Genomic DNA, 25,186 nt, shown 5'->3' on the forward strand with positions numbered 1-25,186 from the left:
GACCTCCATGCAATGCGCGTGGCCTTATGCAAAAGCGGGAGCGCTGACAATTATTCGCGAACCAAGAGGCAATGATGCGCGGGCACCCGAGGTATTGGCCCTCGAAGCGCTCGGCTGGGCGCTGGCCGACGACAAGCGCGCCGAGCGGCTGCTGTCGCTGACCGGCCTCACGCCCGACCACTTGCGGAACGGGTTGAGCGACCGCGGCGTTCAGGCAGCAGTGCTCGATTTTCTCGCCAATCACGAACCCGATCTGGTCCTCGCCGCGGATGCGCTGGGGACCACACCCGAAACGCTGGTCGCCGCCGCGCGGGAGTTGAACGCATGAGCCGCCCGCTGATCATCTCCGATTGCGACGAAGTGCTATTGTACATGGTCTCGCCCTTCCGCGACTGGCTGGCCGAAACGCAGGGCGTCGAATTCCGTATGGAAGGCAATGATTTTGCCAAGGCGCTGCGCTGGCAGGAGAGCGGGGAGTTCCTCGCCCCGGAAGAGATCTGGCAGAAGCTGGGCGGGTTCTTCGATACCGAAATGCACCGCCAGACGCCGATTCCCGGCGCGATCGAGGGGCTGGGCGCGCTGCGCGAGAACGCCGATGTGGTGATCCTCACCAATCTCGTCGACAAGCGGCAGGAAATGCGCCGGGCGCAATTGCTCGATCACGGGCTGGATGCGCGCGTGTTCACCAATCAGGGGCCCAAGGGTCCGGCGCTGCAGGCGATCCTCGACGAATACAATCCCTCCAAGGCGATCTTCATCGACGACCTTGCGCAGCACCATCGCTCTGCGCGAGAGACGGTGGGGAGCATCACCACGCTGCATCTGTGCGGCGAACCGCTGCTCGCTCCGCATATCGACTGCGCGCACACGTCGGGCCACGCCGATGCGCGGATCGACAGCTGGGATGCAGCGCTGCCGTGGCTGCTGGACGAAATCGAGAAGGAAACCGCATGAGCATTCACACACGCCTCCGCGAACTCGGGCTGCAGCTTCCCCATGCCGCTGCGCCCGTCGCCAGTTACCAGCCGGTCGTGGTCGACGGCCACACCGCCTATGTTTCGGGGCAATTGCCTTTCGTCGACGGCAAGCTGGTGACCGGCAAGCTGGGCGACACCGTCACGCTCGAACAGGGCCAGGAAGCAGCCCGCGCCTGCGGCTTGATGATCCTGGCGCAACTCGAAGCGGCTGGGCTGCTCGAGCGGGTCGCGCATATGGTCAAGCTTGGCGGTTTCGTCGCCTCGACCCCCGATTTCACCGACCAGCCCAAGGTCGCCAATGGTGCCTCGGACCTGATGGCCGAAGTCTTCGGCGATGCCGGCAAGCACGCGCGCAGCGCGGTGGGTGTCCCGGTCCTGCCGCTCAACGCCGCGGTCGAGGTCGATGCGATCGTTGCTCTCAAGGCTTGATCGTTTCTTCGTAGCTGCTCCCGATCCCGCGCGGGTCGGCTGGCTGCGCGACTGGACCTTTGCGCACCGCGGATTGCACCGCGAGGGCGTCCCCGAAAACTCGCTCGCGGCCTTTTCCGGGGCGATCGACCGGGGCATGGGGATCGAATGCGATATTCAGCGCAGCCGCGATCACGCGGCGATGCTGGTGCACGATTGGGAGCTCGAGCGGCTGACCGGGGTGACCGGGCCGACCGCCGGCTATTCGGCCGAGGAACTGGCGCAGATCGCGTTTCTCGACAGCGAACACCGGCTCGCGCGGCTGGACGATTTGCTGGCGCTCGTCGACGGCGCGGTCCCGCTGCTGATCGAGATCAAGTCGCGCCGCCGCTACGATGTCGAACAAAGCTGTATCGCGGTGCGCGACGCGCTGGCCGGCTATAGGGGCCGGCATGCCGTGATGAGCTTCGATCCGCGTGTGGCGCGCTGGTTCCGCCGCCATGCGCCGGATATCGTGCGCGGGCTGGTCATGCGCGAAGATGCCCACGGTATGACCCAGCAGGCGTGGCAGCGGCATCTGGCGCTGTGGGTCGCGCGGCCCGAATTCATCGCCTATCATGTTGCGGCTTTGCCCAGTCCGATGGTTTCCTCCCTGCGCGCTGGCGGCATGCCGGTGCTCACCTGGACGGTGAACACGCCCGAACTGCTCGCGCATGCCCGCCGCCATGCCGATGCCCCGATCGCCGAAGGGGCCGGCGTCCCATGAGCGATGGCGGCCTCGCCGCGCGGGTCGGCGGGTCGGTCGGCGCCTTCGACCGCGACCAATGGAACGCGCTCGCGGGGGCGGACAATCCCTTCGTCAGTCACGAATTCCTCACCGCGCTGGAAGATTCGGGCAGCGTCGGGCCGGGCACCGGCTGGCAGCCGACCCCGCTGGTCATCAGCGAGGACGGCGGGCCGCTGGTCGCCGCCATGCCCGCCTATCTCAAGGGCCACAGCCAGGGCGAATATGTCTTCGACCATCATTGGGCCGATGCGTTCGAGCGGGCCGGGGGCAGCTATTACCCCAAGCTGCAGATCGCCGCGCCGTTCACCCCTGCGACGGGGCCGCGCCTGCTGCTGTCGGACCCGGCCTATGCTGCGCCGCTCCTGGCCGCAGCCGAGCAATTGTGCCTGCAGAACGGTTTTTCATCAGCGCATGCGACCTTTATCGAACCCGGCCAGCAGCCGGTGTTCGAAGAAGCCGGATGGATGCTGCGTGCGGACCTCCAGTTCCATTGGCACAATCACGATTTTGCCAGTTTCGACGATTTCCTCGCGACGCTTGCTTCGCGCAAGCGCAAGGATCTGCGCAAGGAACGTGCAGCGGCGCAGGCGGAGGTCGATATCCAGCGCTTGCGCGGCGCGGATATCCGCGCCGAACACTGGGACGCCTTCTGGGAATTTTACCAAGATACCGGCGCACGCAAATGGGGCACACCCTATCTGACCCGCGCGGCCTTCGACCTGATCAGCGAGCGGATGGGCGAGCGGGTACTGCTCGTGCTGGCGTTACAGGATGGCGAGCCGATCGCCGGCGCGCTCAATTTCATCGGCGGGGAGGCGCTGTACGGCCGCTACTGGGGCTGTACGCGCGAGGTGCGCTTCCTGCACTTCGAGCTGTGCTATTATCAGGCGATCGATGCAGCGATCGGGCTGGGCCTCGCGCGGGTCGAGGCCGGGGCGCAAGGCGGGCACAAGCTGGCCCGCGGATATCGACCCGTCGAGACGGTTTCGGCGCACTGGATTGCCGACCCGGGGTTTCGCGCCGCGATTGCCGATTTCCTCAAACGCGAGCGTGCGGGCGTGGCGGCCGATCGCAATTACCTGGCGAATCGGACACCGTTCCGGAAAACTTAGGCGGCCCGGCGGCGGCCTTCGGCGAGCCATTCGCGGGCGCGGCGCTGGGCTTCGGCGATTTCGCGGGCCGTCATTTCCTCGGAAATGTCGGCGCGGCACCAGCTGGCTTCCTCGTGCCCCTTCGAAGCGGCGATGTTGAACCATTTATGGGCTTCGATCAGATCGCAGACCGTGCCGTGGCTGCCGGTCGAAAAGGCGACGCCCAGATCATACAGCGCGGCGATGCGGCCCTGTGCGAATTGCGCGAGGCAATCGGCGACCAGCGCCGCAGCTTCTTCGCCCTGGACGATCGTCCCGCTGCCTCCTTCGATACTGGTAAGTTGCATTGTCATTCCCCCAAAAAGAACCGGTTGGTGCACCGGACGATCAAGAATTGCTCAAATCATGGTCAATAAACGGTTAATGACCCGTCCGATTTCTTAACCCCTCCCCGAATAAACCCGCATCGGCCATGTCCGGACGGCAATTCAACGGCTCGTCGGATTGGCGCTTGTGCCTCCGGTAGCGCTTGCCTATAGGCCGCGCCCAACGGGTCATCGGGGGCACCGGAAAACTTCGGGCCGACAGGACGACGATGGCCTGACGTCAGTATTCGACTGTGGTGAGAGGGTCCTCAATGGCCTCCGTGGCAAACGAAAAGAAAAAACTCGCCGAAGCGCGCGCTGCGCTTGGCGACTCCTACGTTCCCGACGAAAACGAAGAATATATGAACCAGCGGCAGCAGGATTACTTCCGCATGCTGCTGCTCGACTGGAAGAAGTCGATCCATGACGCCGCCGGGCAGACGCTGCAGTCGTTGCAGGATGGCCCGATCCGCGAACCCGACCTCAACGACCGTGCCTCTTCCGAAACCGATTGGGGAATCGAACTGCGGACGCGCGATCGCCAGCGCAAGCTGATCTCGAAGATCGATTCCGCGCTGCGCCGTATCGAGCAGGGCGAATATGGCTGGTGCGAAGTGACCGGCGATCCGATCGGTCTCAAGCGGCTGATTGCCCGTCCCGTCGCCACCATGACCGTCGAAGCCCAGGAAGCGCACGAGCGCCGCGAGAAGATCTCCCGCGACGACTAGACGACTAGGCGCGAGATAACCGAATGTTTATGTATCGTCGCTAGTGTAGTATCGGTCCAGCAATCGTCCGGGCCTTGGGCCCGAGCAACGCATGTAGGGATACGATAAACGCCATGTCCTCGGTCGAGACTCGCAACGTTACGCGTGATAGTCTGCTCCTGTTCGCCCAGTTGACCTTCGAAGGTCGCTCGGAAGCGATCCGGGTCAAGGTGCGCAATCTGTCGGCCGGCGGGATGATGGCTGAAGAAAGCGGTGTCACAGCCTCGCGCGGCGACCGGCTGATGATCGAGCTGCGCAATATCGGCATGGTCAAGGGCAGCGTCGCCTGGGCGCAGGGGAACCGGTTCGGGGTGGCTTTCGAAAACGAGATCGATCCCAAGATCGTGCGGGCCCCCGTCGGCTCCACGGCGCCCGCGCCGCGCTATACCCAACCGGCGACCCAGCCGACCACATTCTCCGACGAAGAACGTCGTCTCCGCAAACTCTGAATTGTTCGGCTGACGCCGGGCGCGGGGGCTGCTAACCGCCTGTCATGCGCTCGTGGCTCCTCGCCTTCCTGTCTGCTTCGCTGGCTGCGTGCAGCGCGGGCACCGATGATGGCATCGTCGATGTCGCGTTCATTGCCGAGCCGGGGGAACTGGCGGCGGAGGGCGTCCGGCTGAGCCCCGCTGGCCAGCATGTCCGGGCGGCGGTTTCGACCGGCCTGGTACGACTCGACCCGCGCGGCGAAGTGGTCCCCGGCGTGGCCGAACGCTGGATCGTGACCGATGGCGGCGCGAGCTATATCTTCCGCATCAATGAATTCGACCTGCCCGGCGGCTCGCGCCTGACCGCGCAGGCGGTCCGCGATGCGCTCCAGCGCCGCATGCGCCAGTTGCAGGGCACTTCGCTCGGCCTCGACCTCGCCAAGGTCCGCGATATCCGCGCGATGACCGGACGGGTCATCGAAATCCGCCTCACTAGCCCGATGCCCGATTTCCTCCAGGTGCTCGCACAACCCGAACTGGGGATCGGCTTTGGCGAGCAGAGCGTGGGTCTCATGACACAGCAGGCGCAGGACGATGGCCTGCTGCTGTCCCCCCTGCGACCCGAATTGCGCGGACTTCCCGAACAGCCGGGCTGGGACGAAGTCGTGCGGGCGGTGCGGGTGCACCCGGCGAGCGCCCAAGCCGCGACCGATGGGTTCGCGGAGGGCCGGTTCGACCTCGTACTCGGCGGACGGTTGGCGACACTGCCGCTGGCTAGCACCGGCCCGCTGTCACGCGGCAATGTGCGGCTCGATGCAGCCGTCGGCCTGTTCGGCCTCGATGTCCGCCGCGCCGCGGGCTTCCTCGGCACGATCGGCACCCGTGAGGCATTGGCCATGGCCATCGACCGTGAAGGCCTGATGCAGCCGTTCAACATCGGCGGGTGGATCGCCTCGACCCGGATTGTGCCGACCATCCTGTCTACTCCAGCGCAATCCCCCAGCGAACGCTGGGCGGCGCTCTCGCTCGAGCAACGCCGGAGCGATGCCCGCCAGCGGGTTGCGCAATGGCGCGCGGGCAGCGGCCAGGAACCGCAGGTCAGCCTGTTCCTGCCGGCAGGACCCGGGTCCGACCTCCTGTTCGAGGGGCTGGCGGAGGATTTTGCCGCGATCGGTGTGTCGGCCACCCGCGCCGATTCTCTCGAGGCAGCCGATCTGACCCTGCGCGACCGCGTGGCGCGCTATGCCTCGCCGCGCTGGTTCCTCAACCAGTTCAACTGCACTGTCAGCCGCCCGCAGTGCAGCGAGGATGCCGACTATCTCGTCGCGCTGGCGCTCGATGCGCGCGATGGCGGGGAGGAAGCGTCATACCTTTACGAAGCCGAAGCTGCCCTGCTGGGCACCAATCTCTATATTCCGCTTGGCGCACCGATCCGCTGGTCGCTGGTCCGCGCGGATGTCGAGGCATTCATCGAGAACCCGTGGAACATCCATCCCTTGTTCCCCCTTTCCCGCGCACCCATTTAGGACACCATGGACAATTCGAACCGCCCGCGGCCCATGGGGCTGGACCTGCCGACCGGCACCGATCCGGTATCGATCCGCAAACGGATCGAGGCGATGGAGCATCTGCTCGAACGCAGCCTGGTGGTCCCCGGTACGAAATATCCCATCGGTCTCGACACGATCATCGGCTTCATCCCCGTGGCCGGCGATATCATTACCGCCGCGCTGGCTGGCTATATCGTCTGGGAAGCGAAGAACCTCGGCCTGCCGCGCTGGAAGCTCTGGCGCATGATCGGCAATATTGCGATCGACAGCACCGTGGGCAGCGTTCCGCTTATCGGCGACGCCTTCGACGTGATCTATCGCTCGAACACCAAGAACCTGCGCATCGTGAAAAAACACCTCGACACGCACCACCCGCATACGCAGGTGATCGAGGGGTAGTTTCATCGGTGACCGATGCGCGCTAGGGCAGCGCGCATGGCATCCGACGTCACCTATTCCAGCTATCTCGATCTCGACCGCATTCTCGCGGCGCAGCATCCGACTTCGAATGCGCATGACGAGATGCTGTTCATCATCGTCCACCAGGCCAGCGAGCTGTGGCTCAAGCTATGCCTCCACGAATTGTCGGAAGCGCGCGAGTGCATCCGCGAGGACCATTTGCGTCCCTCGTTCAAGATGCTCGCCCGCGTGGCGCGGGCCCAGGGACAATTGATCCAGAGTTGGGACGTGCTCAGCACGATGACCCCGCATGACTATTCGACCATCCGCCCGCATCTGGGCGGGTCGAGCGGATTCCAGAGCGCACAATACCGGATGATGGAATTCCTCCTCGGCGGGCGCAATCCGGACATGATCACCATGCACGAGGCGACACCCGAGGTGGCCGATGCCTTGCGCGCCGAACTGACGCGTAAATCGATCTATGCCGAGGCGATCGCGCTGCTCGCGCGGCGCGGTTTCGCCATTCCCGAGGATGTGCTCGCGCGCGATCACGGCAGTCCGTGGGAACACACACCTGCGGTCGAGGCGGCGTGGGCGGAGATCTACCGCGACCCGAAGGAATATTGGGACCTCTACGAACTGGCCGAAAAGCTGGTCGATCTGGAATACCATTTCCAGCGCTGGCGCTTCGGCCACCTCAAGACGGTCGAGCGGATCATCGGCTTCAAGAAGGGCACTGGCGGGACCCCCGGCGTCCCCTATCTCGCCAGCGTGCTCAAGGGAGCCTTCTTCCCCGAGCTGCTCAGCGTAAGGACCGCGATATGAGCAGCTGGAAGACCACTCGCCGCATCTGGGACATCTCGCAGACGCTGCGCCCCGGTCTGCCCGTCTGGCCGGGCGACACCGCCTTCGCCTTCGACCGGACGTGGAAGATGGAGGACGGCTCGCCGGTCAATGTCGGTCGGATGACGATGAGCACGCATTCGGGCACGCATGGCGATGCGCCGCTGCATTATTCGCCGGCCGCGCCCGATATCGCGAGTGTCGCGCTCGACCCCTATCTCGGCGAATGCCTCGTGGTCGATGCCACGCGCGTGACCGGCGGTAGGATCTCCGTCGGCGATCTCCCGCATATCGACAGCGCCGACCGCGTGCTGTTCCGTACCTTCGAACGCTTCCCGCACGACGCGTGGGACAGCAACTTTTCCGCCATCGATGCCGAAGCGATCGAATGGCTGGCGCTTCAGGGCGTCAAACTGGTCGGGACCGATGCGCCCAGCGTCGATCCGCAGGACAGCAAGACGATGGCTGCGCATAAGGCGGTTCTCGCGCATGATATGCGCATCCTCGAAGGGCTGGTGCTCGATGACGTGCGCGAGGGGCGCTATGAACTGATCGCGCTGCCCTTGAAGATCGCGGGCGGCGACGCCGGTCTTACCCGTGCCATCCTGCGCGAACTACCCAATGACTGAGCCGGGGCTTGAGCGCGCGCGGATCCTCGATGCAGGCGATCCGCTGGCCGAATTTCGCGAGCGGTTCCTTGTGCCCGAAGGCGTGATCTACCTCGATGGCAACTCGCTGGGCTGCCTGCCGAAAGCGACACCGCCGCGGATGGAAGAGGTGGTGCGCGAGCAATGGGGGCAGGACCTGATCCGCAGCTGGAATACGGCCGGATGGGTCGATTGGCCGGCCCGGATCGGCGTCCGGATCGCGCCGCTGATCGGGGCGCAGCCACAGGAGGTTATCGCCTGCGATTCCACCAGCGTGAACCTGTTCAAACTGATTGCCGCTGCGCTCGGGATGCGCCCGGGGCGCAAGGTCGTGCTGAGCGAGCCGGGCAATTTCCCGACCGATCTCTACATGATCGATGGCTTGGAAAAACAAGGGCTTGCCGAGCGCCGGCTGGCTCCGCGCGAGCAGCTGGTCGAGGCGCTCGATGACAATGTCGCGCTGCTGCTGCTGACCCATGTGCATTACAAGACCGGCGAACTGTTCGACATGGTCGAACTGACCCGCGCCGCGCATGAGGCGGGGGCACTGGTGCTGTGGGACCTGTCGCATTCGGGCGGCGCGCTCCCCGTCGATCTGGGCGGGTGCGCGGCCGATTTCGCGGTGGGTTGCGGCTATAAATATCTCAACGGAGGGCCCGGCGCGCCCGCCTATGCCTTCGTGGCCGAACGGCACCTAAGCGCTGCACAACAGCCGCTGACCGGCTGGTTCGGCCACACATCGCCCTTCGCGTTCAGCGACGATTATCAACCCGCGCCGGGGATCGAAAAGCTGCTGTGCGGCACGCCCCCGATCCTCGGGCTGGCAGCGCTCGAAGTGGGCGTCGACCTCATTGCCGAAATCGGCGTCGACCGCTTGTATGCCAAATCGCAGGCGCTCTCCGAATTCTTCCGCCAGTGCCTGTCGGAACGCGGCGTCGAACTCGATCTCGTCAGCCCCGCCGATCCCGCGCAGCGCGGCAGCCAGCTCTCCTTCCGCCATCCGGAAGCCTATGCGATCTGCCAGGCGCTCATCGCACGCGGCGTGATCGGCGACTTCCGCGATCCCGATATCCTGCGCTTCGGCTTCGCCCCCGCCTATCTGCGGTTCGAGGATATTGCCGGAGCCGCGCGGCACCTTGCCGAGGTGGTCGAAACCGGCGAATGGCAGCGCGCAGAATTTCGCGAGCGGGCAGCGGTGACATGAGCCGAGCCGCGTTTGTAAGTCATTGTTTAGTATCCGAAGCTAAGCGGAGCCCATGATTCAAGTCTGTCTCAATTGCGGTGCGCCGAGGTACAGCCTTTTCGATCCTTGTATCGATTGCGGAATGCGACCGACGGACCCATCCCTTCGGAAAGGGGAGGGCAAGGAAGCTTATGATCGCGAACAGGGTCGCCACATCCACGCAAATGTAATTGCTGCGCGTTCGCATTCGGCGGAAGCAAGGCGAGGGGACTTGATGACCAAGTTTCGCTCGGTTTATTCTTGGAGTGGTCGACGATACAAAGATCCCGGAATTAAAATTACGGACGTTGACGAATACGAGGACTCTAAACCAGTTTGGCAACGGAAGAGCCTGCGAGTCCTTTTTTGGTTGCTTGCGCTTGTAGCGCTAGAGAAATTCCTGAGCTGAAACGCGAGAAGGCGTAAGATTGACCTAGATAGACTATCTTACGCCTCCAGTTCGATGTCCCAATAAAGCCAGTCGGGCCAGGTTTCGTGGAGATAGTTGGGCGGGAACTGCTTGCCGGGCTGCTGCAGCGGCCCGAGCGGCAGGCGAATTGCAGCGATGAATTTCGCGATCGGGCAGCGGTAACGTGAGGCTCTATCGGCTTAGCGATTATTCGCCCGTATCTCGTGCGGAAAGCGCGCTTCGCTGCCGTTCCTGCTGTGCGATCGGTGGAACGCTGGACGCCTCCCGCAAGGCATCGCTTAGCAGTTCACGCTGATAGGGCTCTTGCGACCAGCCATCGTCCCGTTTGGTGAATTGCGTTCCGTAGATTTGCGGCTGCCCAATAGCCATCAGGTAGCGATCAAGTGTCGCTGCAGCGATCCAAGTGGCGGATTTCCTTCCCCGCGACACCGCGAGCAGCGCCAGCGCATGTGCCTTCAAATAATCCGACGGGGCATCACCATGCTGGAAGACAAATGCCGCGTGATAGTAATCGTCACCGCTTTGCAATGCGCCTCCATTGAGTAGTTCTCCGACGCGTTTCCTGCGCGCTGCATCTTCGATGGCGACTTTCTCCCAATCGATATCGGGCTTCTTGCGAGCGGCCTGGTCCGCTTCGAAAATTGCGGTCATTTCGGGATTGTTCGGCCGAGCGTCAGGTTGGGTCTCGGTTGGGTCGCTGTGGTCCTGCGCTGCAGTCGGGGGTGTTAGAACCGCGGCAAAGAGTAGCGAGAGAACTCCGGCCCGCGCGATCCGGCCAAGCGCGAGCGTGGTCTTCAAGCCCATCGCGTTTCGACCTGCACGCATTCTCTCACGCCTCCAGTTCGATGTCCCAATAGAGCCAGTCGCGCCAGGTTTCGTGGAGGTAGTTGGGCGGGAACTGCTTGCCGTGTTGTTGCAGCTGCCAGTGCGTCGGGCGGATCGGCTCGTTGTAGAGCTGCATGCCCGCCTGCTTCGGCGTGCGGCCACCCTTCTTCATGTTGCACGGCGCGCAGGCGGTGGCGATGTTTTCCCATGTGGTCTTGCCGCCCAGCCGGCGCGGGACGACGTGGTCGAAGGTCAGATTGTGCATCGCGCCGCAGAACTGGCAGCTGAAGCGGTCGCGCAGGAACAGGTTGAAGCGCGTGAACGCGGGAAACTCGCTCGGCTTCACATATTGCTTGAGCGCGATCACGCTGGGGATCTTCATGTCGAGCGAAGGCGAATGGACCTCGCGGTCATAGGTCTCGATCACGTCGACCCGGTCGAGGAAGATCGCCTTGATCGCGGTCTGCCACGGCCACAGGCTCAGCGGGTAATAGGACAGCGGGGTGTAGTCGGCATTGAGGACGAGCGAAGGGCACGACTGCAGATTGCGCGTCGGATCTTCGTCGGTACTGCGGAACCTTGCGGCCCGTTCAAGCAGTTCGGCCCTGAACACCTGTGCGTTCCTCCCCGATGCGGTAGAAAATGCACTTGCAAGGAAAAGCGTCAAGCCTGTTACAGACAGGCTATCCACAAACTTGTCCGCAACCGGCGCTATTCCGCGCTCTCCCTTGCTAGAACCGTATGACCGTCACCCGCTTTGCCCCCAGTCCCAACGGCCCGCTGCATCTTGGCCATGCCTATTCGGCGGTGGTCGCGCATGATCTGGCAAAGCAGGCCGGCGGGCGGTTCCTGCTGCGGATCGAGGATATCGACGGACCGCGCTCGCGGCCCGAACTGGCCGATGCGTTTCGCCGCGATCTCGCGTGGCTCGGGCTCGAATGGGAGGAAATGCCCGCGCAATCGACCCGGCTCGCGGCCTATGCCGCCGCCGCGCAGGACCTGCTGGCGCGCGGCTACCTCTATCGCTGCACCTGCACCCGCGCCGAGATCGAGGCGCAGGGGGCGAAGATGGGTTCGCAGGGTCTCGTCTACCCCGGGACCTGCAAAATCCGCCCGCCCGATCCGGACCGGCCCGCAGCGCTACGGCTCGATGTCGCGCGGGCGCTGGCCGATGTCGGCGCGCTGACATGGGAGGATGCGCTGGCCGGCCCGCAAGTTGCCGATCCGCGCGAGGCGGGCGATGTCGTGATCGTGCGCAAGGATGCCCCCGCGAGCTATCACCTTGCCGCCACGCTCGACGATGCCGCCGATGGGGTGACGCTGGTGACGCGCGGAATGGACCTGTTCGCGGCAACGCCGATCCACCGTCTGCTACAGGCGCTGCTCGGACTGCCGGTACCGCGCTGGCACCATCACGGCCTGCTGGTGGATGCGAGCGGGCACAAGCTCGCCAAGCGGCGCGGGTCGCCATCACTGGCCGATCGGCGGGAGGCGGGCGAGGACGGGCTGTTGCTTGCAGAGCAACTGCGCTTGCACAGTTTTCCGGCTGGCATTTCGCTCGCGAGCGCCTAAGTCCGTTGGGCTATGAACACATTCCTCATCATTCTCCTCGTCATCCTGATGGTTCTCGTGGTCGCCTCGCTCATCCGCGGGATCGTTGCCTTCATGAAAAGCACCAAGATCGATCTGGAAAGTGGTGAGCAGACCGATGCCACCGACATGCAGCTGATGCAGAACAAGATGATGTTCGCACGCATCAAATACCAGGCACTGGCAGTGGTGGTGGTCGCCGTGATCCTCGCCATCGCGAACTGAGCCGGACGGCCGCTGCAGCATGGTCAAGCTCAACAAGATCTATACCCGCACGGGTGATGACGGGACCACCGGCCTCGTCGATGGTTCGCGCCTGCCCAAGCACGCCGCGCGGATGGAAGCGATCGGCGCGGTCGACGAAGCCAACAGCGCGCTTGGCCTCGCCGCGGTGGCGTTGGCCGATGGCGAATTCGCCGCACCGCTCTATCGCATCCAGAACGATCTGTTCGACCTTGGAGCGGATCTGGCGACGCCTGCGGGCGAGGACGACGATTTCACGCCCTCGGAAATGGTGCTGCGGATCGTCGCGGGGCAGGTCGCATGGCTCGAAAGCGCGATCGACGATGCCAATGCCCGGCTCGAACCGCTGACCAGCTTCGTCCTTCCGGGTGGGAGCGATGCGGCTGCGCGGTTGCATGTCGCCCGCGCTTCCGTCCGGCGAGCCGAACGCGCGATGACGGCGATGGCGGCGCAGATGCCCACCAACAGCGAGGCGCTGGCCTATATCAACCGCCTGTCGGATTATCTGTTCGTGCTGGCGCGGGTCGCCAATGACGACGGTCGGGCAGACGTGAAGTGGGTGCCTGGCGCCAACCGCTGAGGCGCTAGCCAGCGCTGTGCGCCTTCGCTAGTGCAGCGGCAATGCTGCAGACGCGAAGGAAATTTCGATGAACAATACGGTTGCCATCATCGGTGCGGGCCAGATGGGCTCGGGAATAGCGCAGACCGTGGCCGCGAACGGCATTGATGTGCTGCTGGCCGATGTCAGCCTGGAGGTCGCCGAGCAGGCACACGCCGGGATCGACAAGGCGCTGGGCAAGCTGGTCGGCAAGGGCAAGATCGAGATCGCCGATGCCGAAGCGACGCTGAAGCGCATCACCCCGGTCGCCGATTACGCGCCGATGCAGGACGCCAGCCTGATCATCGAGGCGGCGACCGAGAAGGAAGCGATCAAGCAGGCGATCTTCGAAAAGGCCGGCCAGTACCTCGCCGCCGATGCGATCATGGCCTCGAACACCAGCTCGATCCCGATCACGCGGATGGCGAATTACGCGCCCGATCCGGCGCGCTTTATCGGCCTGCATTTCTTCAATCCGGTGCCGGTGATGAAGCTGATCGAGGTCATCCCCGGCCTTGCGACCGCACAGGCGACCACCGACCGCACCACCGCCTTCGCCGAGAGCCTGGGCAAGGAAGTGGTCCTCTCGCAGGACGAGCCCGGCTTCGTCGTCAATCGCATCCTGCTGCCGATGATCAACGAGGCGGTGTTCGTGCTGGGCCAGTCGACTGCCGGGATCGAGGATATCGACAAGGGTTGCCGCCTCGGTCTCAACCACCCGATGGGCCCGCTGCAACTGGCCGATTTCGTTGGGCTGGATACCTGTCTCGACATCATCATGGTGCTCTACAAGACCACCCGCGATGCCAAGTATCGCCCCGCACCGCTGCTGGTGAAATATGTCGAGGCCGGCTGGCTCGGCCGCAAGACGGGCCGCGGGTTCTACGATTATTCGGGCGATGAGCCGGTGCCGACCAGGTAGTTTCTGGGTGCGGGAAGCGCATTCGCGCTCCCCTTGCTGCTTCACCGGCCCGCAACCCCTCCCGGCCACCCACCGCACGGTATTTTATGGGTGGCCGGGAGGGGGTGTGGGCCGGTGCCGTAGGTCAGGACGGATGTCCTGACCGCACGCTACAAAGATTCGGGAGGGCCGCGGGCTGGTGCAGCCAACATCACCGGGCGCCCACTAACCAAACTCCGCAGGAACCCCGCGCCCCCGCTCTCCGTTGGTCAGGCAAAGGAGACGACGCATGACCGACAAGAAGGTAAGCAGCCAGGAGGAGCGCCAGGCCGACCTCGCGCCCGAAACGCATAACGACGAGCAGGACGATCATCGCAACCAGGCGCAGGAAGTGTCCGAGGAAGCGCAGAACCGCGAGACCGGCTCGCCGACCGAGAGCATCAAGGGCGACAACAAGAGCGACCTGATGGGCGATTCGACGCAGGACACGATCGACCACATGCGCGACATGGAAAGCTCGGGCCGGATCGACATGTCGGCCTATCGGGGCGAACCCAACCATGACGACAATGTCGACAAATACGGCAAGTCCGCCAAGCCCGACGGATTGCGCGGCGACGGGACCTAAGAGGTCAGGCTGCCATCATTGAGGATCCATAGGCCCGCGGTCAGGATCAGCGCACCCGCAGCAATCGCATAGGCCAGCACACGGAAGTTCGGGGTCGATACGGCCTCGAACTTGTGTGCGCTCAGCTTGTTCATCGTATGACAGGCGCGGCGCTGCGCGGTAATTGCCAGCCACCCGCCCGCGAGGATGAATACCGTCGCAATCGCCTTGGCCAGCCAGGGCGGATCGAACGCGCCGAACACCGCCTTGAACCCCAGACCGATGCCGATTGCGGCGAAAGCGGTGCGCATCCACCCCGCAAAGGTGCGTTCCAGCGCCATGATATTACGGTCTTCCGCAAGATCGGTGCGCAATTCGGCCCATTCGGTCGACTTGTCGGGATCTTCGGGGGGATCGTCTTGCGCCATAGGATATCAATCGCGGACCGGTGTCCCGGTTCCGCGCTTACTCGACGATCTCGGGAGGGGGCTCCCGGTCTATCACCACACCTGACGGCGGGACCGAGGTAGACGTGTCGATGGTCGGTGCGGCGTCGTTGATCAGATAGCTGTCATCGAGCGGGGCGGGGGTGAACGGTGTCGGTTCGGCGGGACCGGAGGTCTCGCTCTCGGCGTACCATGCGGATAGCGACGGGTCCGGCCCCCGTGCCGGTGGTGGCGGCTCGGGGCTGGATGAAACGATCTCTGTCTGGCGCGGTTCGCCATAGCCTGCATCGCCCGGTGCGCCGTCGCCCAGCTGGCCGATCAGCCCGGGGTCGTCTTCGCCGCCGACCAGCAGCAGCACGGCGAGCAGGAAAAGGCCGACCATCGCCAGCTTCTTCAGCACTCCCGGAGGCAGTCCGTCATCCATAGCGGCGCACCCTATACGAAAGCCGGTTAAGTGTCCGTTTCGCTCGCCTGCGCCTTGAGCGCGTAGAGCGTATCGAGCGCCTCGCGCGGCGAAAGCGCATCGACGTCGAGCGTCTCGAGCGCGGTCCGCACTGGATCGGGTTTGTCGTCCTGCTGCTGCGCGGTCGCCGCGAACAGCGGCAGTTCACCCAGCCCCGCAGCGAGCCCGCCGGTCTGCTCGCGGCCCTTTTCAAGCTTGTCGAGCACTGCGCGCGCGCGTTTGATGACCGGGGCGGGGACCCCCGCCAGCTTGGCCACCGAGAGCCCATAGCTGCGATCCGCGGCGCCCTTTGCAAGCTCGTGCAGCAGCACCAGGTCGCCCTTCCATTCGCGCGCGCGGACATGATGCAGGGTCAGTTTGTCGCAGGTGTCCGCCAGCCGCGAGAGCTCGTGATAATGCGTGGCAAACAGGCAGCGGCACTGCAAATTCTCATGGACCGCCTCGACCACCGCCCAGGCGAGCGCCATCCCGTCATAGGTCGAGGTGCCGCGGCCAACCTCGTCGAGGATCACGAAGCTGCGCGCGGTGGCCTGGCTGAGGATCGCTGCGGTCTCGACCATCTCGACCATGAAAGTCGAGCGACCCCGCGCGAGATTGTCGGACGCGCCGACGCGGCTGAACAGCCGGTCCGCCAGCCCGATGCGTGCCGACCGGGCAGGTACGAAACTGCCCGCCTGTGCCAGCAGCATGATCAGCGCATTCTGCCGCAGGAAAGTCGATTTGCCGCCCATGTTCGGCCCGCCGATCAGCCACAGCCGGTCGTCGCTCCCCAGCGAGCAGTCATTGGCGACGAAGCGCTCGCCGCCTTGCGCCAGCGCCGCGTCGACCACCGGGTGCCGCCCGCCGGTAATCTCCAGACAGGGCTCGTCGAGCATTTCGGGCTGGGCCCAGTCGCCCTCGACCGCGCGCTCGGCCAGCGCCGCGGATACATCGATCCGCGCCAGCGCCGCCGCGGTCGCGGCAATCGCTTCGCGCGCGGCCACCACTTCGCCGACGAGCGTTTCGAAATGTGCTTCCTCGGCCGCGAGCGCATGCGCGCCGGCTTCCGCGATGCGGGTTGCTTCCTCGTGCAGGCCGAGCGAATTGAAGCGGACCGCGCCTGCCATGGTCTGGCGGTGGGTGAAGCCGCTGTCCGCCGCCATCAGCTTGTCGCCGTGCTTGGCGGGCACTTCGATGAAATAGCCGAGCACCTTGTTGTGCTTGATCTTGAGCGAGGGGGTGCCGGTTTCTTCGCGATATTTCGCCTCGAGAGCGGCGATCGCCTTGCGCGCATTGCCCGAGGTCTCGCGCAGCGCGTCGAGCGCGTGGTCGTAGCCGCTCGCGACATAGCCGCCCTGGCCGCGTTCGGTGGGCGGGGCGGGGACCAGCGCGCGCGCCAGGTGGTCGACCAGCGCCGCATGCCCGCCCAGCGCGTCGCTCATCCGCTGCAGCAGCGCGGGCAGGTCGGCGCTGTCGCTCAGCATCGCGCGCACCCGGCGCGCTTCGGACAGGCCATCGCGAATCTGGCCCAGATCGCGCGGACTGCCGCGGCCCGCGACCAGCCGCCCCAGCGCGCGCCCGATATCGGGCGCCTGCCGCAGCACCGCGCGCAGATCGGCGCGCAGCAGCGGATCGGCGTGGAAATGGTGGACGCTGGCCAGCCGTTGTTCGATCGCGCCGCGATCCGCCAGCGGGGCGGACAGGTCTTCGGCGAGCTGGCGCGCGCCCGCGCCGGTGGCGCAGCGGTCGACGCAGGCGATCAGGCTGCCCGCGCGCCCGCCGCCCTGCGCTTCGAGAATTTCGAGGCTGGTCCGCGTTGCCGCGTCCATCGCCAGATGCGCACCCGTCCCGCGCGCGACCGGTGGCAGCAGGAACGGCAGCGTCCCGCGCCCGGCATGGTCGAGATAGGCGATCAGGCCCGCCGCCGCGGCCAGCATCGGGCGCGAAAAATCGCCCAGCCCGTCGAGCGTGGCGATCCCGTGGATCGCCTTGAGCCGTGCCTCCCCATCCTCGCTGCGGAAATCGGCGCGCGGCCGGGCGATCATGTCGGCGGGGGTAGCATCCCAGTCATCGGGGGCGACCATCTCGCTCGCACCCAACCGGGCCAGCGCTGCATCGAGCGCATCGGGGGCGCATTGTTCGAGCTCCATCCGCCCGGTCGAGATATCGCAGGACGCCAGTCCCACGCCGTTGCGCACCGGGGCGACGGCCACCAGCAGGTTCGCGCGGCGCGGTTCGAGCAGCGCTTCCTCGGTCAGCGTGCCGGCGGTGACGAAGCGCACGATATCGCGTGCCACCAGCGTCCTGGACACCGGGGTCCCGTCGCGCCGGGCGCGTTCCTTCGCTTCCTCGGGCGTCTCGGTCTGTTCGGCGATCGCGACGCGGCAGCCGCCCTTGATCAGCCGCGCGAGATAGCCCTCGGCGGCATGCACCGGCACGCCGCACATCGGCACCGGTTCCCCGCCATGTTCGCCGCGTGTGGTGAGCGCGATATCGAGCACGCCCGCCGCGACCCGCGCATCCTCGAAGAATAGTTCGAAGAAGTCGCCCATGCGGTAGAACAGCAGCGCATCGCCCGCCTCGCGCTTGAGCGCGAGATATTGCTGCATCATCGGAGTGGGCGTGTCGGCCATGGCGCCGGACCTAGCGAGCGCGCGCGCGATTGGGGAGTCGCCGCGGCCCCATTTCCCCTATGACTTCGCCGCGCGAGCGGTTAGGGGCAGGGGGCAGCGAGACGAGGACACCCATGGCCGACGAAAAATCCGCTTTCACCACGCGTGAGGCGTTGTTCTATCACGAGACTATCCGCCCGGGTAAGATCGAGATCATCGCCTCCAAGCCGATGGCGAGCCAGCGCGATCTGAGCCTGGCCTATTCGCCCGGCGTGGCTGCACCGGTCGAAGCGATCGCCGCCAATCCCGCGGATGCGGCACGCTACACCGCGCGGTCCAATCTGGTCGCGGTGATTTCCAACGGCACCGCGATTCTCGGCCTCGGCAATCTCGGCGCGCTGGCCTCGAAGCCGGTGATGGAAGGCAAGGCGGTGCTGTTCAAGCGCTTCGCCGATGTCGATTCGATCGATATCGAGCTCGATACCGAGGATCCGGACAAGTTCATCGAAGCGGTTGCGCTGATGGAGCCGAGTTTCGGCGGTATCAATCTGGAAGACATCGCCGCGCCCGAATGTTTCATCATCGAGCAGGCGCTGCGCGAGCGGATGAACATCCCGGTCATGCATGACGATCAGCACGGCACCGCGATCATCGCCGCCGCCGGGCTGATCAACGCCTGCCACCTCACCGGGCGCAAGCTCAAGGATGTGCGCATGGTGGTCAATGGCGCGGGCGCCAGCGCGCTTGCCTGCACCGCGCTGATCAAGGCGATCGGCGTGCCGCACGAGAACGTGATCGTTTGCGACCGTACCGGGCCGATTACCCCGGGGCGCGACAATGTCGACCAGTGGAAGAGCGCGCATGCCGTGCCCACCGAAGCGACAAATCTCGAAGAGGCACTGGTCGGCGCCGACATCTTCCTCGGCCTGTCCGCTGCGGGCGCGCTGAAACCCGAATGGGTCGCCAAGATGGCCGACAGGCCGATCATCTTCGCCATGGCCAATCCGGTGCCCGAGATCATGCCCGAGGATGCCAAGGCGGTGCGCCCCGACGCGATCATCGCCACCGGACGCAGCGACTATCCCAACCAGGTCAACAATGTCCTCGGCTTCCCCTTCATCTTCCGCGGTGCGCTCGATGTGCGCGCCACCGCGATCAACGAGGAAATGAAGATCGCCGCCGCGCATGCCATCGCCGAACTCGCACGCGAACGCGTGCCCGACGAAGTGGCGGCGGCCTATGGCGTGAGCCACCAGTTCGGCGAGGAATACATCATTCCCGCACCCTTCGATCCGCGGCTGATGGAAGTCGTTTCCAGTGCGGTTGCGCAGGCAGCGATGGACAGCGGCGTGGCCGAAGCCCCGATCGAGGATTTCGGCGCCTATCGCCTCGCGCTCAAGGCGCGGCTCAATCCCACCACCGCGGCGCTGACCAATATCTACGAACAGGCCAAGGCCAATCCCAAGCGCGTGGTCTTCGCCGAGGCGGAGGAGGATGTCGCGCTGCGCGCGGCGATCCAGTTCCGCGATTTCGGCTATGGCGAACCGATCCTCGTCGGCCGCACCGAGAAGGTGCTCGAGAAGCTGCGCGAACTGGGCGTGGACGATCCCGACGACTGGATCATCGAGAATTCGGCGCTGTCGGACAAGGTGCCGGCAATGAACGACTATCTCTACAAACGCCTGCAGCGCCGCGGCTACACGCAGCGCGACGTGCAGCGGATGGTCAATCAGGAACGCAACGTCTTCGCCGCGCTGCTCGTCGCGCTCGACCATGGCGATGCGATGATCACCGGATTGACGCGGACCTACGCCCAGACCGCGCGCGAAGTGGCGCGGGTGATCGATCCCAAGCCCGGTGCGACGCCGTTCGGCATCCACATGATGATCGGCAAGAACCAGACCACCTTCCTCGCCGACACCACGATCAACGAACGCCCCAGCGCCGCCGAGCTGGCGCATATCGCCAAGGAAACCGCTGCGGTTGCCCGCCGCATGGGGCACGAACCGCGCGTCGCCTTCATGTCCTATTCGACCTTCGGCAATCCGTCGGGCCAGTGGCTGGGCAATCTGCGCGATGCCGTCGCGCTGCTCGATGCGGACGATGCGGTGGACTTCGAATATGAAGGCGAAATGGCGCCCGATGCCGCGCTCAACCGCAAGGTGATGGAACTCTATCCCTTCAGCCGCCTGTCGGGGCCCGCCAATGTGCTCATCATGCCCGGGCTGCAATCGGCCAATCTGTCGGCCAAGCTGCTGCGCGAGCTGGGCGGCGAGACGATGGTCGGCCCGATGATGATCGGCAGCGAGAAGCCGGTGCAGATCGCCCCGATGACCGCGATCGCGCCCGACCTGCTGACGCTGGCGGTGCTGGCCAGCGCGGGTATCGTGGGGTGAGACTGGCCGAGCCGGCGCTGGCGTATTTCGGGCTGGTGTTTGCAATCGGCCTCGGACTTGGCGCGGTGCGGATGTTCTGGCTGGTGCCGCAGGTGGGCGCATTGATGGCAGGCGCGATTGAGCTGCCCGTGATCCTGTTCGCATCGTGGCTGGTGGCTACTTGGCTCGTCCGGCATTTCGCGCTTGCGCCGGGCCGCCGGGCGCTCTCGGTCGGGGCGCTCGCACTGGCGCTGCTCCTGCTCGCCGAACTGGCACTGACGCGCGCCATGGGCGGGACGGTTGCCGCCTGGCTTGATGGACTGGCCAGATCGGAAGGCCTGCTGGGCCTTGCGGGGCAAGTGGTTTTCGCACTCATGCCGCATCTGGCGGCGCGAAGGTCGTCCGCGGCCTAGCGCGGCCTGTCAGAAAGGCAGCGTCTTGCCGCTATAGTCGAGGTAGCGGAACCCGCTTTCGGCCCCTGCACCCTCTATCACATCGGCGATCCCTTTGACGCTTTCCGCCACTGTCAGCGTGGCTTGCGGGCCGCCCATGTCGGTTTGCACCCAGCCGGGGTGAAGCGCGATCACGCCGATCCCGCGCGGCTCGGCCAGCTGCACCGAAATGCCCTTGGCCAGCATGTTGAGCGCCGCCTTGCTCGTGCGGTAGAGTTCGAACCCGCCGGAACTGTCGGCGATCGAACCCAGCTGCGAGGACATGACTGCCAGCGTGCCGCTATCCTTCAGCGTCGGCAGCAGCGTCTTGGCCGCGCGGGCCGGACCAAAGGCATTGGTCATCATGATCTCGGCCACGTCCTCGGTGGTCGCCTGCATGGCGTCCTGGTGGCGCGCCCCGCCGATCCCCGCATTGATGATGATCGTGTCGAGCTCGCCCGCACCGAGGCCCAGGTCGGCATAGCTGTCGGGGTCGGTCACGTCGCAGGTCACAATGCGCAGCGCATCGCATTCCAGCGCGTGCAGGTCGTCGCCATGCGAACGCTCGCTCGCGACGACACCCCAACCGCGCGCGAGGAACTCCTCGACGAGGCCAAGCCCGATCCCGCGCGATGCCCCGAGAATGAATACCGTCCTGTTCGCCATGTTTTGCTCTCCGCCGGCCCTTGTGCCTTTTGCGGCAGGCTAGCTCGCCTTTGGGCGGCTTGGCAAAACCCTTGGTCGAAAATCGGCGTCGTCCATCGCCGCCCTGTGTCGGATTGGCGCGCGGTTCAGCGGGGCGCAAGCGCGGCTTCGCCAAGCGGCCTGACCGTGCACCCCCCCCCAACGCACGCGAAAGGAATCGAGATGAAAAAGACAATCGCAACGCTCGCCATCGCCACCGGCATGCTGGCCGTCCCTGCCATGGCGCAGGCCCAGAACACCGCGCCGGGCGGCTTCTACGTCGGCGCGCTGGCCGGCTACGAGGGGCTCAATGTCGATTCGGGCGACGGCAGCGTCAGCGCCGATGCCGATTCGGCGGTTTACGGCGTTACTGCCGGCTACGACCTCTCGCTTGGCAGCGCCTTCGTCGGCGTCGAGGGCGAACTGTCCACCAGTGGCGGGTCGACCGAATTCCCCGACAGCTTCGGCGGTGCCCGCGACGGGCTCGATGCCGATGGCCAGTATTACATCGGCGCGCGCGCCGGTTTCGCGGTCACCCCGGGGATCGCGGCCTATGGCAAGGTCGGGTATACCGCGCTCGACACCAAGGCCTTCACCAGCGCCGGATCGCTCGACGATCTGGAAGAGAATGCCAGCGGTCTGCGGTTCGGCGGCGGGCTGCAGATCCAGCTGCCCGGACCGCTCGAAGGCCGGGTCGAATACCGCCGGTCGCAATATGACGACATCGGCGGCGATTTCGGCGATGCGACAACCGACCAGGTCGTGGCCGGGCTCGGCCTGCGCTTCTGATCCATAGTCGGTGCCAACCGGCATGATGGAAGGCCGTCCGGGCGACCGGGCGGCCTTCTGCTATTTGCGGCGGAAGCGGAAATACCAGATTTTATATACTTAAGTACATTAAAACGCTGAAAATATTATCTAATATCGGAAATTTCGAACCTCAAAAACTTTGCTGGCAATCACCGGGTAATCACCAAGCAAATTTGAATTACTAAGTGCTATTCTCTCGACGTTGAGTGCTGAAGGGCGCCTTACGATCGCAACTAGGCCTGGCTGGCGATCCGGTGAATCTTGGCTATGGAAAAGGGCAGCTTGAGAACATCATGATTGTCAGCGATCCATCGCTTCTGATCATCGCTCAGCCTGTCCGAGGACGACTTAACCTCGACGAACCGGAACTCCCCTTCGCGGTGCAGTAGCAAGTCCGGCCATCCCAGATATCGGCCCCAGTAGTCTTGCACGAGATAGTGCAGAATGGCTTTGATTGTTTGAGGTGGTAAAATCTCGAGCAACTTGCGAGCTCGCTCGACATCCTCCGGTCGATGTGCCCAGAGATACTGACGCAGGTTTCCGCTGTGGAACCGCCAATAGTCGAATAACCACTCAAGATCGTCGTCGTGCAGAAATTCGTCGAAATGTTTCTCGATCGCTGTTGCGCGCCGGATTCCATAGCCTGCAGACCCAAAGTCGCTCGGCAAATGTGTCCAGATCGGTTCCTTCGTTCGCCGCTCTTCATACGCAGTACGATCACCGAAACTTACAATCCGGTTCTTAGGGTCGATTGGATCCTGGATGACTATCCACATCATCACGCCGAACAGTGCGTGGAAGGGAACGCTTTCAAGCTGCAGGACTTGCCAGCCCTGCCCGGAATAGTGCCGCAAAGCGAATTCTTCGGCGCTGATTATCTCGTCGCCAACTACGATCTGAGCGCCCTTCCGTCCGACCTTGGCATATGTCGCCTGCAGAGGTTCCACTTCGACCGAGTATTGATCGATCACTTCTGCCTGTGACTTTTCATTGAAAGCATATTTGGGTGCGCTCGCGTGCAGCTCTTTGATATCCTGCAGCACCGCTTTTTCTATTGCGGACTGCGCAGAGCGCCGCTCATCGTGAGTCGCGTCCGGATGCTCTGAGTCCCAATCGTGCAGTGCAGCTTCTTTGGCAAAGAACAGCTCGCGCCAATAGTACCGCCTGATCTTGCTGGTGCGCCCGTGGATCGCCGCTGCTGGTGCCGGATCGGCGGGCAATCCACGGCATTCACTACAAACTCCCTCTTGGAAGCCATGCGTTACCGGCACCCGCTCCTGCGTATCGAGTTCGCAGCCCTCGCTTAGTTGATGCGGCAGAAAGCGATGCCCGCGCACCTCGTCGCAGGCACACATCATCACCGCGCCGCAATCCGCACAACGGTATTTGCGGATCAGTTCATGCTGATTGAGGCAGGCGCGGTCTGGGTGATGGCAAGTAGAGGGAGGTTGCCTAGCCATCTTCGATTGCTAACCGGAAGCAGGTGGCAAAGCGGCCTCTGTCCGCAGGACTTAACCCCGCCTCTTCGAACAATGGCTGCCAGCGCGCTGCAACCATCACGCGCAACTCTTCGGTCATGGCCGAGGCCTCCTCGGGGCCGAGATCGAATACTGCTGCTCCGGCAAGCGCATTTCCGATGGTCGCATTGCGTCCTTCCGGACCAACGCCCAGCACAAGGCGTCGCTCCAGCCCCACCTGCGGTTTGGGGACGACATCGTAGAGTGGAGACAACCGCCAGCCAGTTCCGTCGAAAAGAAATCCGTGATTGCGCAGGTGGTCATCGTCATTCGTTACGAGAATATTGAACACCATTCGGCGGAACAGCTCATGGAGGTCTGCGCGGACCTGCGTCCCGTGCTGACGTATCGCGCCAGCGAGATCAGCGTAACTGTAGCTGCTTACCTCGCTTTCATGCGCGCCCAGCATGGTCAGCCCCGACGCGAACGGTCGCCGTTCGAGCCAGTTGCCATGCGGCACGCGGTCGAACCGTTCGATCAGATAGATATCGCGGTCCAGGACACAGCGGAAATCGAGCGCGGGCACGTTGAGGCCGCATTCGCTGGCCAGCTGCATAGTCGCCAGCTCTACGCGGCATTCAGGAAAGCTGTCGCCGCGCTTCTGGAACTTGGCGATCCAGGGTCGATCGCCGATTTGCGTTGCCGCCTTCGGACGCGCGCCGCCAAGCGACGAACCGGCAGCAAGCAGTGCGCGCAGGTTCTCGTCGAGCTCGTCGACGTGTTGTGCTCGTTCTGCTGCCTCGGCGAGTTCAGCGAGGGTGAACTCTTCGCCCGGAGCGGGACCGTCGCCCCATGGAGTGATGCGCTCCGGTCGCTCCGGAGTAGGCCCGAATGCGAGCGCGCCAACGCGATGTTCTCCGGAAGCAAGGATGAGGTCGATCTCGCTTGGCAGACGGTCGCCCATAGCCTTGTACATAAGATATTGGCCCCAGCCATCGGGAGCGGCGTCGCGGATGCCGCCGAAGACAGCAAACCCTTCCTCTGTGCGGAAGGTCCGGCTGGTCCCGGCATCGTGCAGCGGAAGGGCCACCGGATCGACGGGGATCCGGTCAGGACGCTCAAGATACCGGCGGCCATAAGCGAACGTTGCAAATTGGTTGCGCGGTTCGTCGGTCATCGTCAGCAGTCCCGCCGGGACAGGACCTTCGGGAAGATGGACGAATACGTAGGAGCGGACGATTGTCATGA

Annotated in this window: 29 protein-coding genes and 1 pseudogene; 20 read left to right on the top strand and 10 right to left on the bottom strand. The window is 64.5% G+C overall.

Annotation, left to right across the window (positions count from 1 at the left end):
- Positions 1-94 precede the first annotated feature (94 nt).
- The 5 genes from V6B15_RS13965 to V6B15_RS13985 are packed head-to-tail and all read left to right on the top strand — an operon-like array spanning position 95 to position 3,284.
- Complete coding sequence (locus V6B15_RS13965) at positions 95-328, top strand: DUF3572 family protein (protein WP_253520558.1); 234 nt, start codon at positions 95-97, stop codon at positions 326-328.
- Positions 325-954, top strand: coding sequence for an HAD family hydrolase (locus V6B15_RS13970; protein WP_253520556.1), 630 nt, complete (start codon positions 325-327; stop codon positions 952-954). The genes V6B15_RS13965 and V6B15_RS13970 overlap by 4 nt, the downstream gene beginning before the upstream one ends.
- Complete coding sequence (locus V6B15_RS13975) at positions 951-1,406, top strand: RidA family protein (protein ID WP_320181123.1); 456 nt, start codon at positions 951-953, stop codon at positions 1,404-1,406. Before V6B15_RS13970 ends, V6B15_RS13975 begins: the two co-directional genes overlap by 4 nt.
- Complete coding sequence (locus V6B15_RS13980) at positions 1,390-2,151, top strand: glycerophosphodiester phosphodiesterase family protein (RefSeq protein ID WP_442969031.1); 762 nt, start codon at positions 1,390-1,392, stop codon at positions 2,149-2,151. Before V6B15_RS13975 ends, V6B15_RS13980 begins: the two co-directional genes overlap by 17 nt.
- Positions 2,148-3,284: a GNAT family N-acetyltransferase gene (locus V6B15_RS13985; protein WP_334201685.1), complete on the top strand. Its 1,137-nt coding sequence runs from the start codon at positions 2,148-2,150 to the stop codon at positions 3,282-3,284. The genes V6B15_RS13980 and V6B15_RS13985 overlap by 4 nt, the downstream gene beginning before the upstream one ends.
- Here V6B15_RS13985 and V6B15_RS13990 read toward each other — a convergent pair.
- Positions 3,281-3,610: a hypothetical protein gene (locus tag V6B15_RS13990; protein WP_320182149.1), complete on the bottom strand. Its 330-nt coding sequence runs from the start codon at positions 3,608-3,610 to the stop codon at positions 3,281-3,283. The genes V6B15_RS13985 and V6B15_RS13990 overlap by 4 nt on opposite strands.
- Before the next feature lie 290 nt (positions 3,611-3,900).
- On the opposite strand from V6B15_RS13990, the gene dksA reads away from it, so the two are divergent.
- The 7 genes from dksA (at position 3,901) to kynU (ending at position 9,469) form a co-directional block, all read left to right on the top strand.
- A complete protein-coding gene (dksA, locus tag V6B15_RS13995) occupies positions 3,901-4,356 on the top strand; it encodes an RNA polymerase-binding protein DksA (RefSeq protein ID WP_253520548.1) in 456 nt (151 codons plus the stop codon).
- A gap of 113 nt (positions 4,357-4,469) precedes the next feature.
- The gene (locus V6B15_RS14000; protein ID WP_253520546.1) at positions 4,470-4,844 is read left to right on the top strand and encodes a PilZ domain-containing protein; all 375 of its coding nucleotides are present in this window, start codon (positions 4,470-4,472) and stop codon (positions 4,842-4,844) included.
- A 44-nt stretch (positions 4,845-4,888) separates the two neighbouring features.
- Positions 4,889-6,349, top strand: coding sequence for an ABC transporter substrate-binding protein (locus V6B15_RS14005; RefSeq protein ID WP_334201686.1), 1,461 nt, complete (start codon positions 4,889-4,891; stop codon positions 6,347-6,349).
- 6 nt (positions 6,350-6,355) lie between these two features.
- Positions 6,356-6,772, top strand: coding sequence for a DUF4112 domain-containing protein (locus V6B15_RS14010; RefSeq protein ID WP_253520541.1), 417 nt, complete (start codon positions 6,356-6,358; stop codon positions 6,770-6,772).
- 36 nt (positions 6,773-6,808) lie between these two features.
- A complete protein-coding gene (locus V6B15_RS14015; protein WP_334201687.1) occupies positions 6,809-7,600 on the top strand; it encodes a tryptophan 2,3-dioxygenase in 792 nt (263 codons plus the stop codon).
- Positions 7,597-8,247 (top strand): arylformamidase, encoded by a 651-nt coding sequence (kynB, locus tag V6B15_RS14020; protein ID WP_334201688.1) that lies wholly within the window; start codon positions 7,597-7,599, stop codon positions 8,245-8,247. The genes V6B15_RS14015 and kynB overlap by 4 nt, the downstream gene beginning before the upstream one ends.
- Positions 8,240-9,469, top strand: coding sequence for a kynureninase (gene kynU / locus V6B15_RS14025; protein ID WP_334201689.1), 1,230 nt, complete (start codon positions 8,240-8,242; stop codon positions 9,467-9,469). The genes kynB and kynU overlap by 8 nt, the downstream gene beginning before the upstream one ends.
- 465 nt (positions 9,470-9,934) lie before the next feature.
- Here kynU and V6B15_RS14030 read toward each other — a convergent pair.
- From V6B15_RS14030 to V6B15_RS14040, 3 genes and pseudogenes are all read right to left on the bottom strand, one after another.
- Positions 9,935-10,024, bottom strand: a pseudogene (locus V6B15_RS14030) (HNH endonuclease); the annotation flags it as partial.
- Positions 10,025-10,103: 79 nt separating this feature from the next.
- Positions 10,104-10,715: a hypothetical protein gene (locus tag V6B15_RS14035; RefSeq protein WP_334201690.1), complete on the bottom strand. Its 612-nt coding sequence runs from the start codon at positions 10,713-10,715 to the stop codon at positions 10,104-10,106.
- A 31-nt stretch (positions 10,716-10,746) separates the two neighbouring features.
- Positions 10,747-11,355, bottom strand: coding sequence for an HNH endonuclease (locus tag V6B15_RS14040; protein ID WP_320181117.1), 609 nt, complete (start codon positions 11,353-11,355; stop codon positions 10,747-10,749).
- Positions 11,356-11,483: 128 nt separating this feature from the next.
- Between V6B15_RS14040 and gluQRS the strand changes: the two genes are divergently transcribed.
- The 5 genes from gluQRS to V6B15_RS14065 all read left to right on the top strand — a co-directional run bounded on the left by gluQRS (position 11,484) and on the right by V6B15_RS14065 (position 14,702).
- Positions 11,484-12,314 carry a tRNA glutamyl-Q(34) synthetase GluQRS gene (gene gluQRS, locus V6B15_RS14045; RefSeq protein ID WP_334201691.1) on the top strand — a complete coding sequence of 277 codons (831 nt, stop codon included), beginning with the start codon at positions 11,484-11,486 and terminating at the stop codon, positions 12,312-12,314.
- Between the two features lie 12 nt (positions 12,315-12,326).
- Positions 12,327-12,557 carry an HIG1 domain-containing protein gene (locus V6B15_RS14050; protein WP_253520528.1) on the top strand — a complete coding sequence of 77 codons (231 nt, stop codon included), beginning with the start codon at positions 12,327-12,329 and terminating at the stop codon, positions 12,555-12,557.
- A 19-nt stretch (positions 12,558-12,576) separates the two neighbouring features.
- Positions 12,577-13,155: a cob(I)yrinic acid a,c-diamide adenosyltransferase gene (locus V6B15_RS14055; RefSeq protein ID WP_334201692.1), complete on the top strand. Its 579-nt coding sequence runs from the start codon at positions 12,577-12,579 to the stop codon at positions 13,153-13,155.
- A 67-nt stretch (positions 13,156-13,222) separates the two neighbouring features.
- Positions 13,223-14,095, top strand: a complete 873-nt coding sequence (locus tag V6B15_RS14060; RefSeq protein WP_334201693.1) for a 3-hydroxyacyl-CoA dehydrogenase NAD-binding domain-containing protein — start codon at positions 13,223-13,225, stop codon at positions 14,093-14,095.
- 268 nt (positions 14,096-14,363) lie between these two features.
- Positions 14,364-14,702 (top strand): hypothetical protein, encoded by a 339-nt coding sequence (locus V6B15_RS14065; protein ID WP_253520522.1) that lies wholly within the window; start codon positions 14,364-14,366, stop codon positions 14,700-14,702.
- Here V6B15_RS14065 and V6B15_RS14070 read toward each other — a convergent pair.
- From V6B15_RS14070 to mutS, 3 genes are read right to left on the bottom strand one after another with little or no spacing between them, the layout of a single operon-like run.
- Positions 14,699-15,109 (bottom strand): YidH family protein, encoded by a 411-nt coding sequence (locus V6B15_RS14070; protein ID WP_334201694.1) that lies wholly within the window; start codon positions 15,107-15,109, stop codon positions 14,699-14,701. The genes V6B15_RS14065 and V6B15_RS14070 overlap by 4 nt on opposite strands.
- Before the next feature lie 37 nt (positions 15,110-15,146).
- Positions 15,147-15,551 carry a hypothetical protein gene (locus V6B15_RS14075; protein WP_334201695.1) on the bottom strand — a complete coding sequence of 135 codons (405 nt, stop codon included), beginning with the start codon at positions 15,549-15,551 and terminating at the stop codon, positions 15,147-15,149.
- A 26-nt stretch (positions 15,552-15,577) separates the two neighbouring features.
- Complete coding sequence (gene mutS / locus V6B15_RS14080; RefSeq protein WP_334201696.1) at positions 15,578-18,202, bottom strand: DNA mismatch repair protein MutS; 2,625 nt, start codon at positions 18,200-18,202, stop codon at positions 15,578-15,580.
- Between the two features lie 113 nt (positions 18,203-18,315).
- On the opposite strand from mutS, the gene V6B15_RS14085 reads away from it, so the two are divergent.
- A complete protein-coding gene (locus V6B15_RS14085; RefSeq protein ID WP_334201697.1) occupies positions 18,316-20,577 on the top strand; it encodes an NADP-dependent malic enzyme in 2,262 nt (753 codons plus the stop codon).
- Entirely contained in the window at positions 20,574-20,969 is a 396-nt protein-coding gene (locus V6B15_RS14090; RefSeq protein WP_334201698.1) for a hypothetical protein, read from the top strand. Before V6B15_RS14085 ends, V6B15_RS14090 begins: the two co-directional genes overlap by 4 nt.
- Before the next feature lie 9 nt (positions 20,970-20,978).
- Here V6B15_RS14090 and V6B15_RS14095 read toward each other — a convergent pair whose 3' ends face one another.
- Positions 20,979-21,653 carry an SDR family NAD(P)-dependent oxidoreductase gene (locus tag V6B15_RS14095; protein WP_334201699.1) on the bottom strand — a complete coding sequence of 225 codons (675 nt, stop codon included), beginning with the start codon at positions 21,651-21,653 and terminating at the stop codon, positions 20,979-20,981.
- 201 nt (positions 21,654-21,854) lie between these two features.
- Here V6B15_RS14095 and V6B15_RS14100 point away from each other — a divergent pair, with 201 nt between their 5' ends.
- Positions 21,855-22,460: an outer membrane protein gene (locus tag V6B15_RS14100; RefSeq protein ID WP_253520507.1), complete on the top strand. Its 606-nt coding sequence runs from the start codon at positions 21,855-21,857 to the stop codon at positions 22,458-22,460.
- Between the two features lie 254 nt (positions 22,461-22,714).
- Here the strand turns inward: V6B15_RS14100 and V6B15_RS14105 are convergent, their stop codons facing one another.
- Both V6B15_RS14105 and V6B15_RS14110 read right to left on the bottom strand, forming a co-directional pair.
- The gene (locus V6B15_RS14105) at positions 22,715-23,941 is read right to left on the bottom strand and encodes a VRR-NUC domain-containing protein (RefSeq protein ID WP_083437340.1); all 1,227 of its coding nucleotides are present in this window, start codon (positions 23,939-23,941) and stop codon (positions 22,715-22,717) included.
- Complete coding sequence (locus V6B15_RS14110; protein ID WP_050600463.1) at positions 23,934-25,184, bottom strand: type II toxin-antitoxin system HipA family toxin; 1,251 nt, start codon at positions 25,182-25,184, stop codon at positions 23,934-23,936. The genes V6B15_RS14105 and V6B15_RS14110 overlap by 8 nt, the downstream gene beginning before the upstream one ends.
- Between the last annotated feature and the right edge of the window lie 2 nt (positions 25,185-25,186).

The sequence above is a fragment of the Qipengyuania sp. Mu-71 genome (assembly GCF_036867055.1).
GTDB classification, from domain to species: Bacteria; Pseudomonadota; Alphaproteobacteria; order Sphingomonadales; family Sphingomonadaceae; genus Qipengyuania; species Qipengyuania profunda.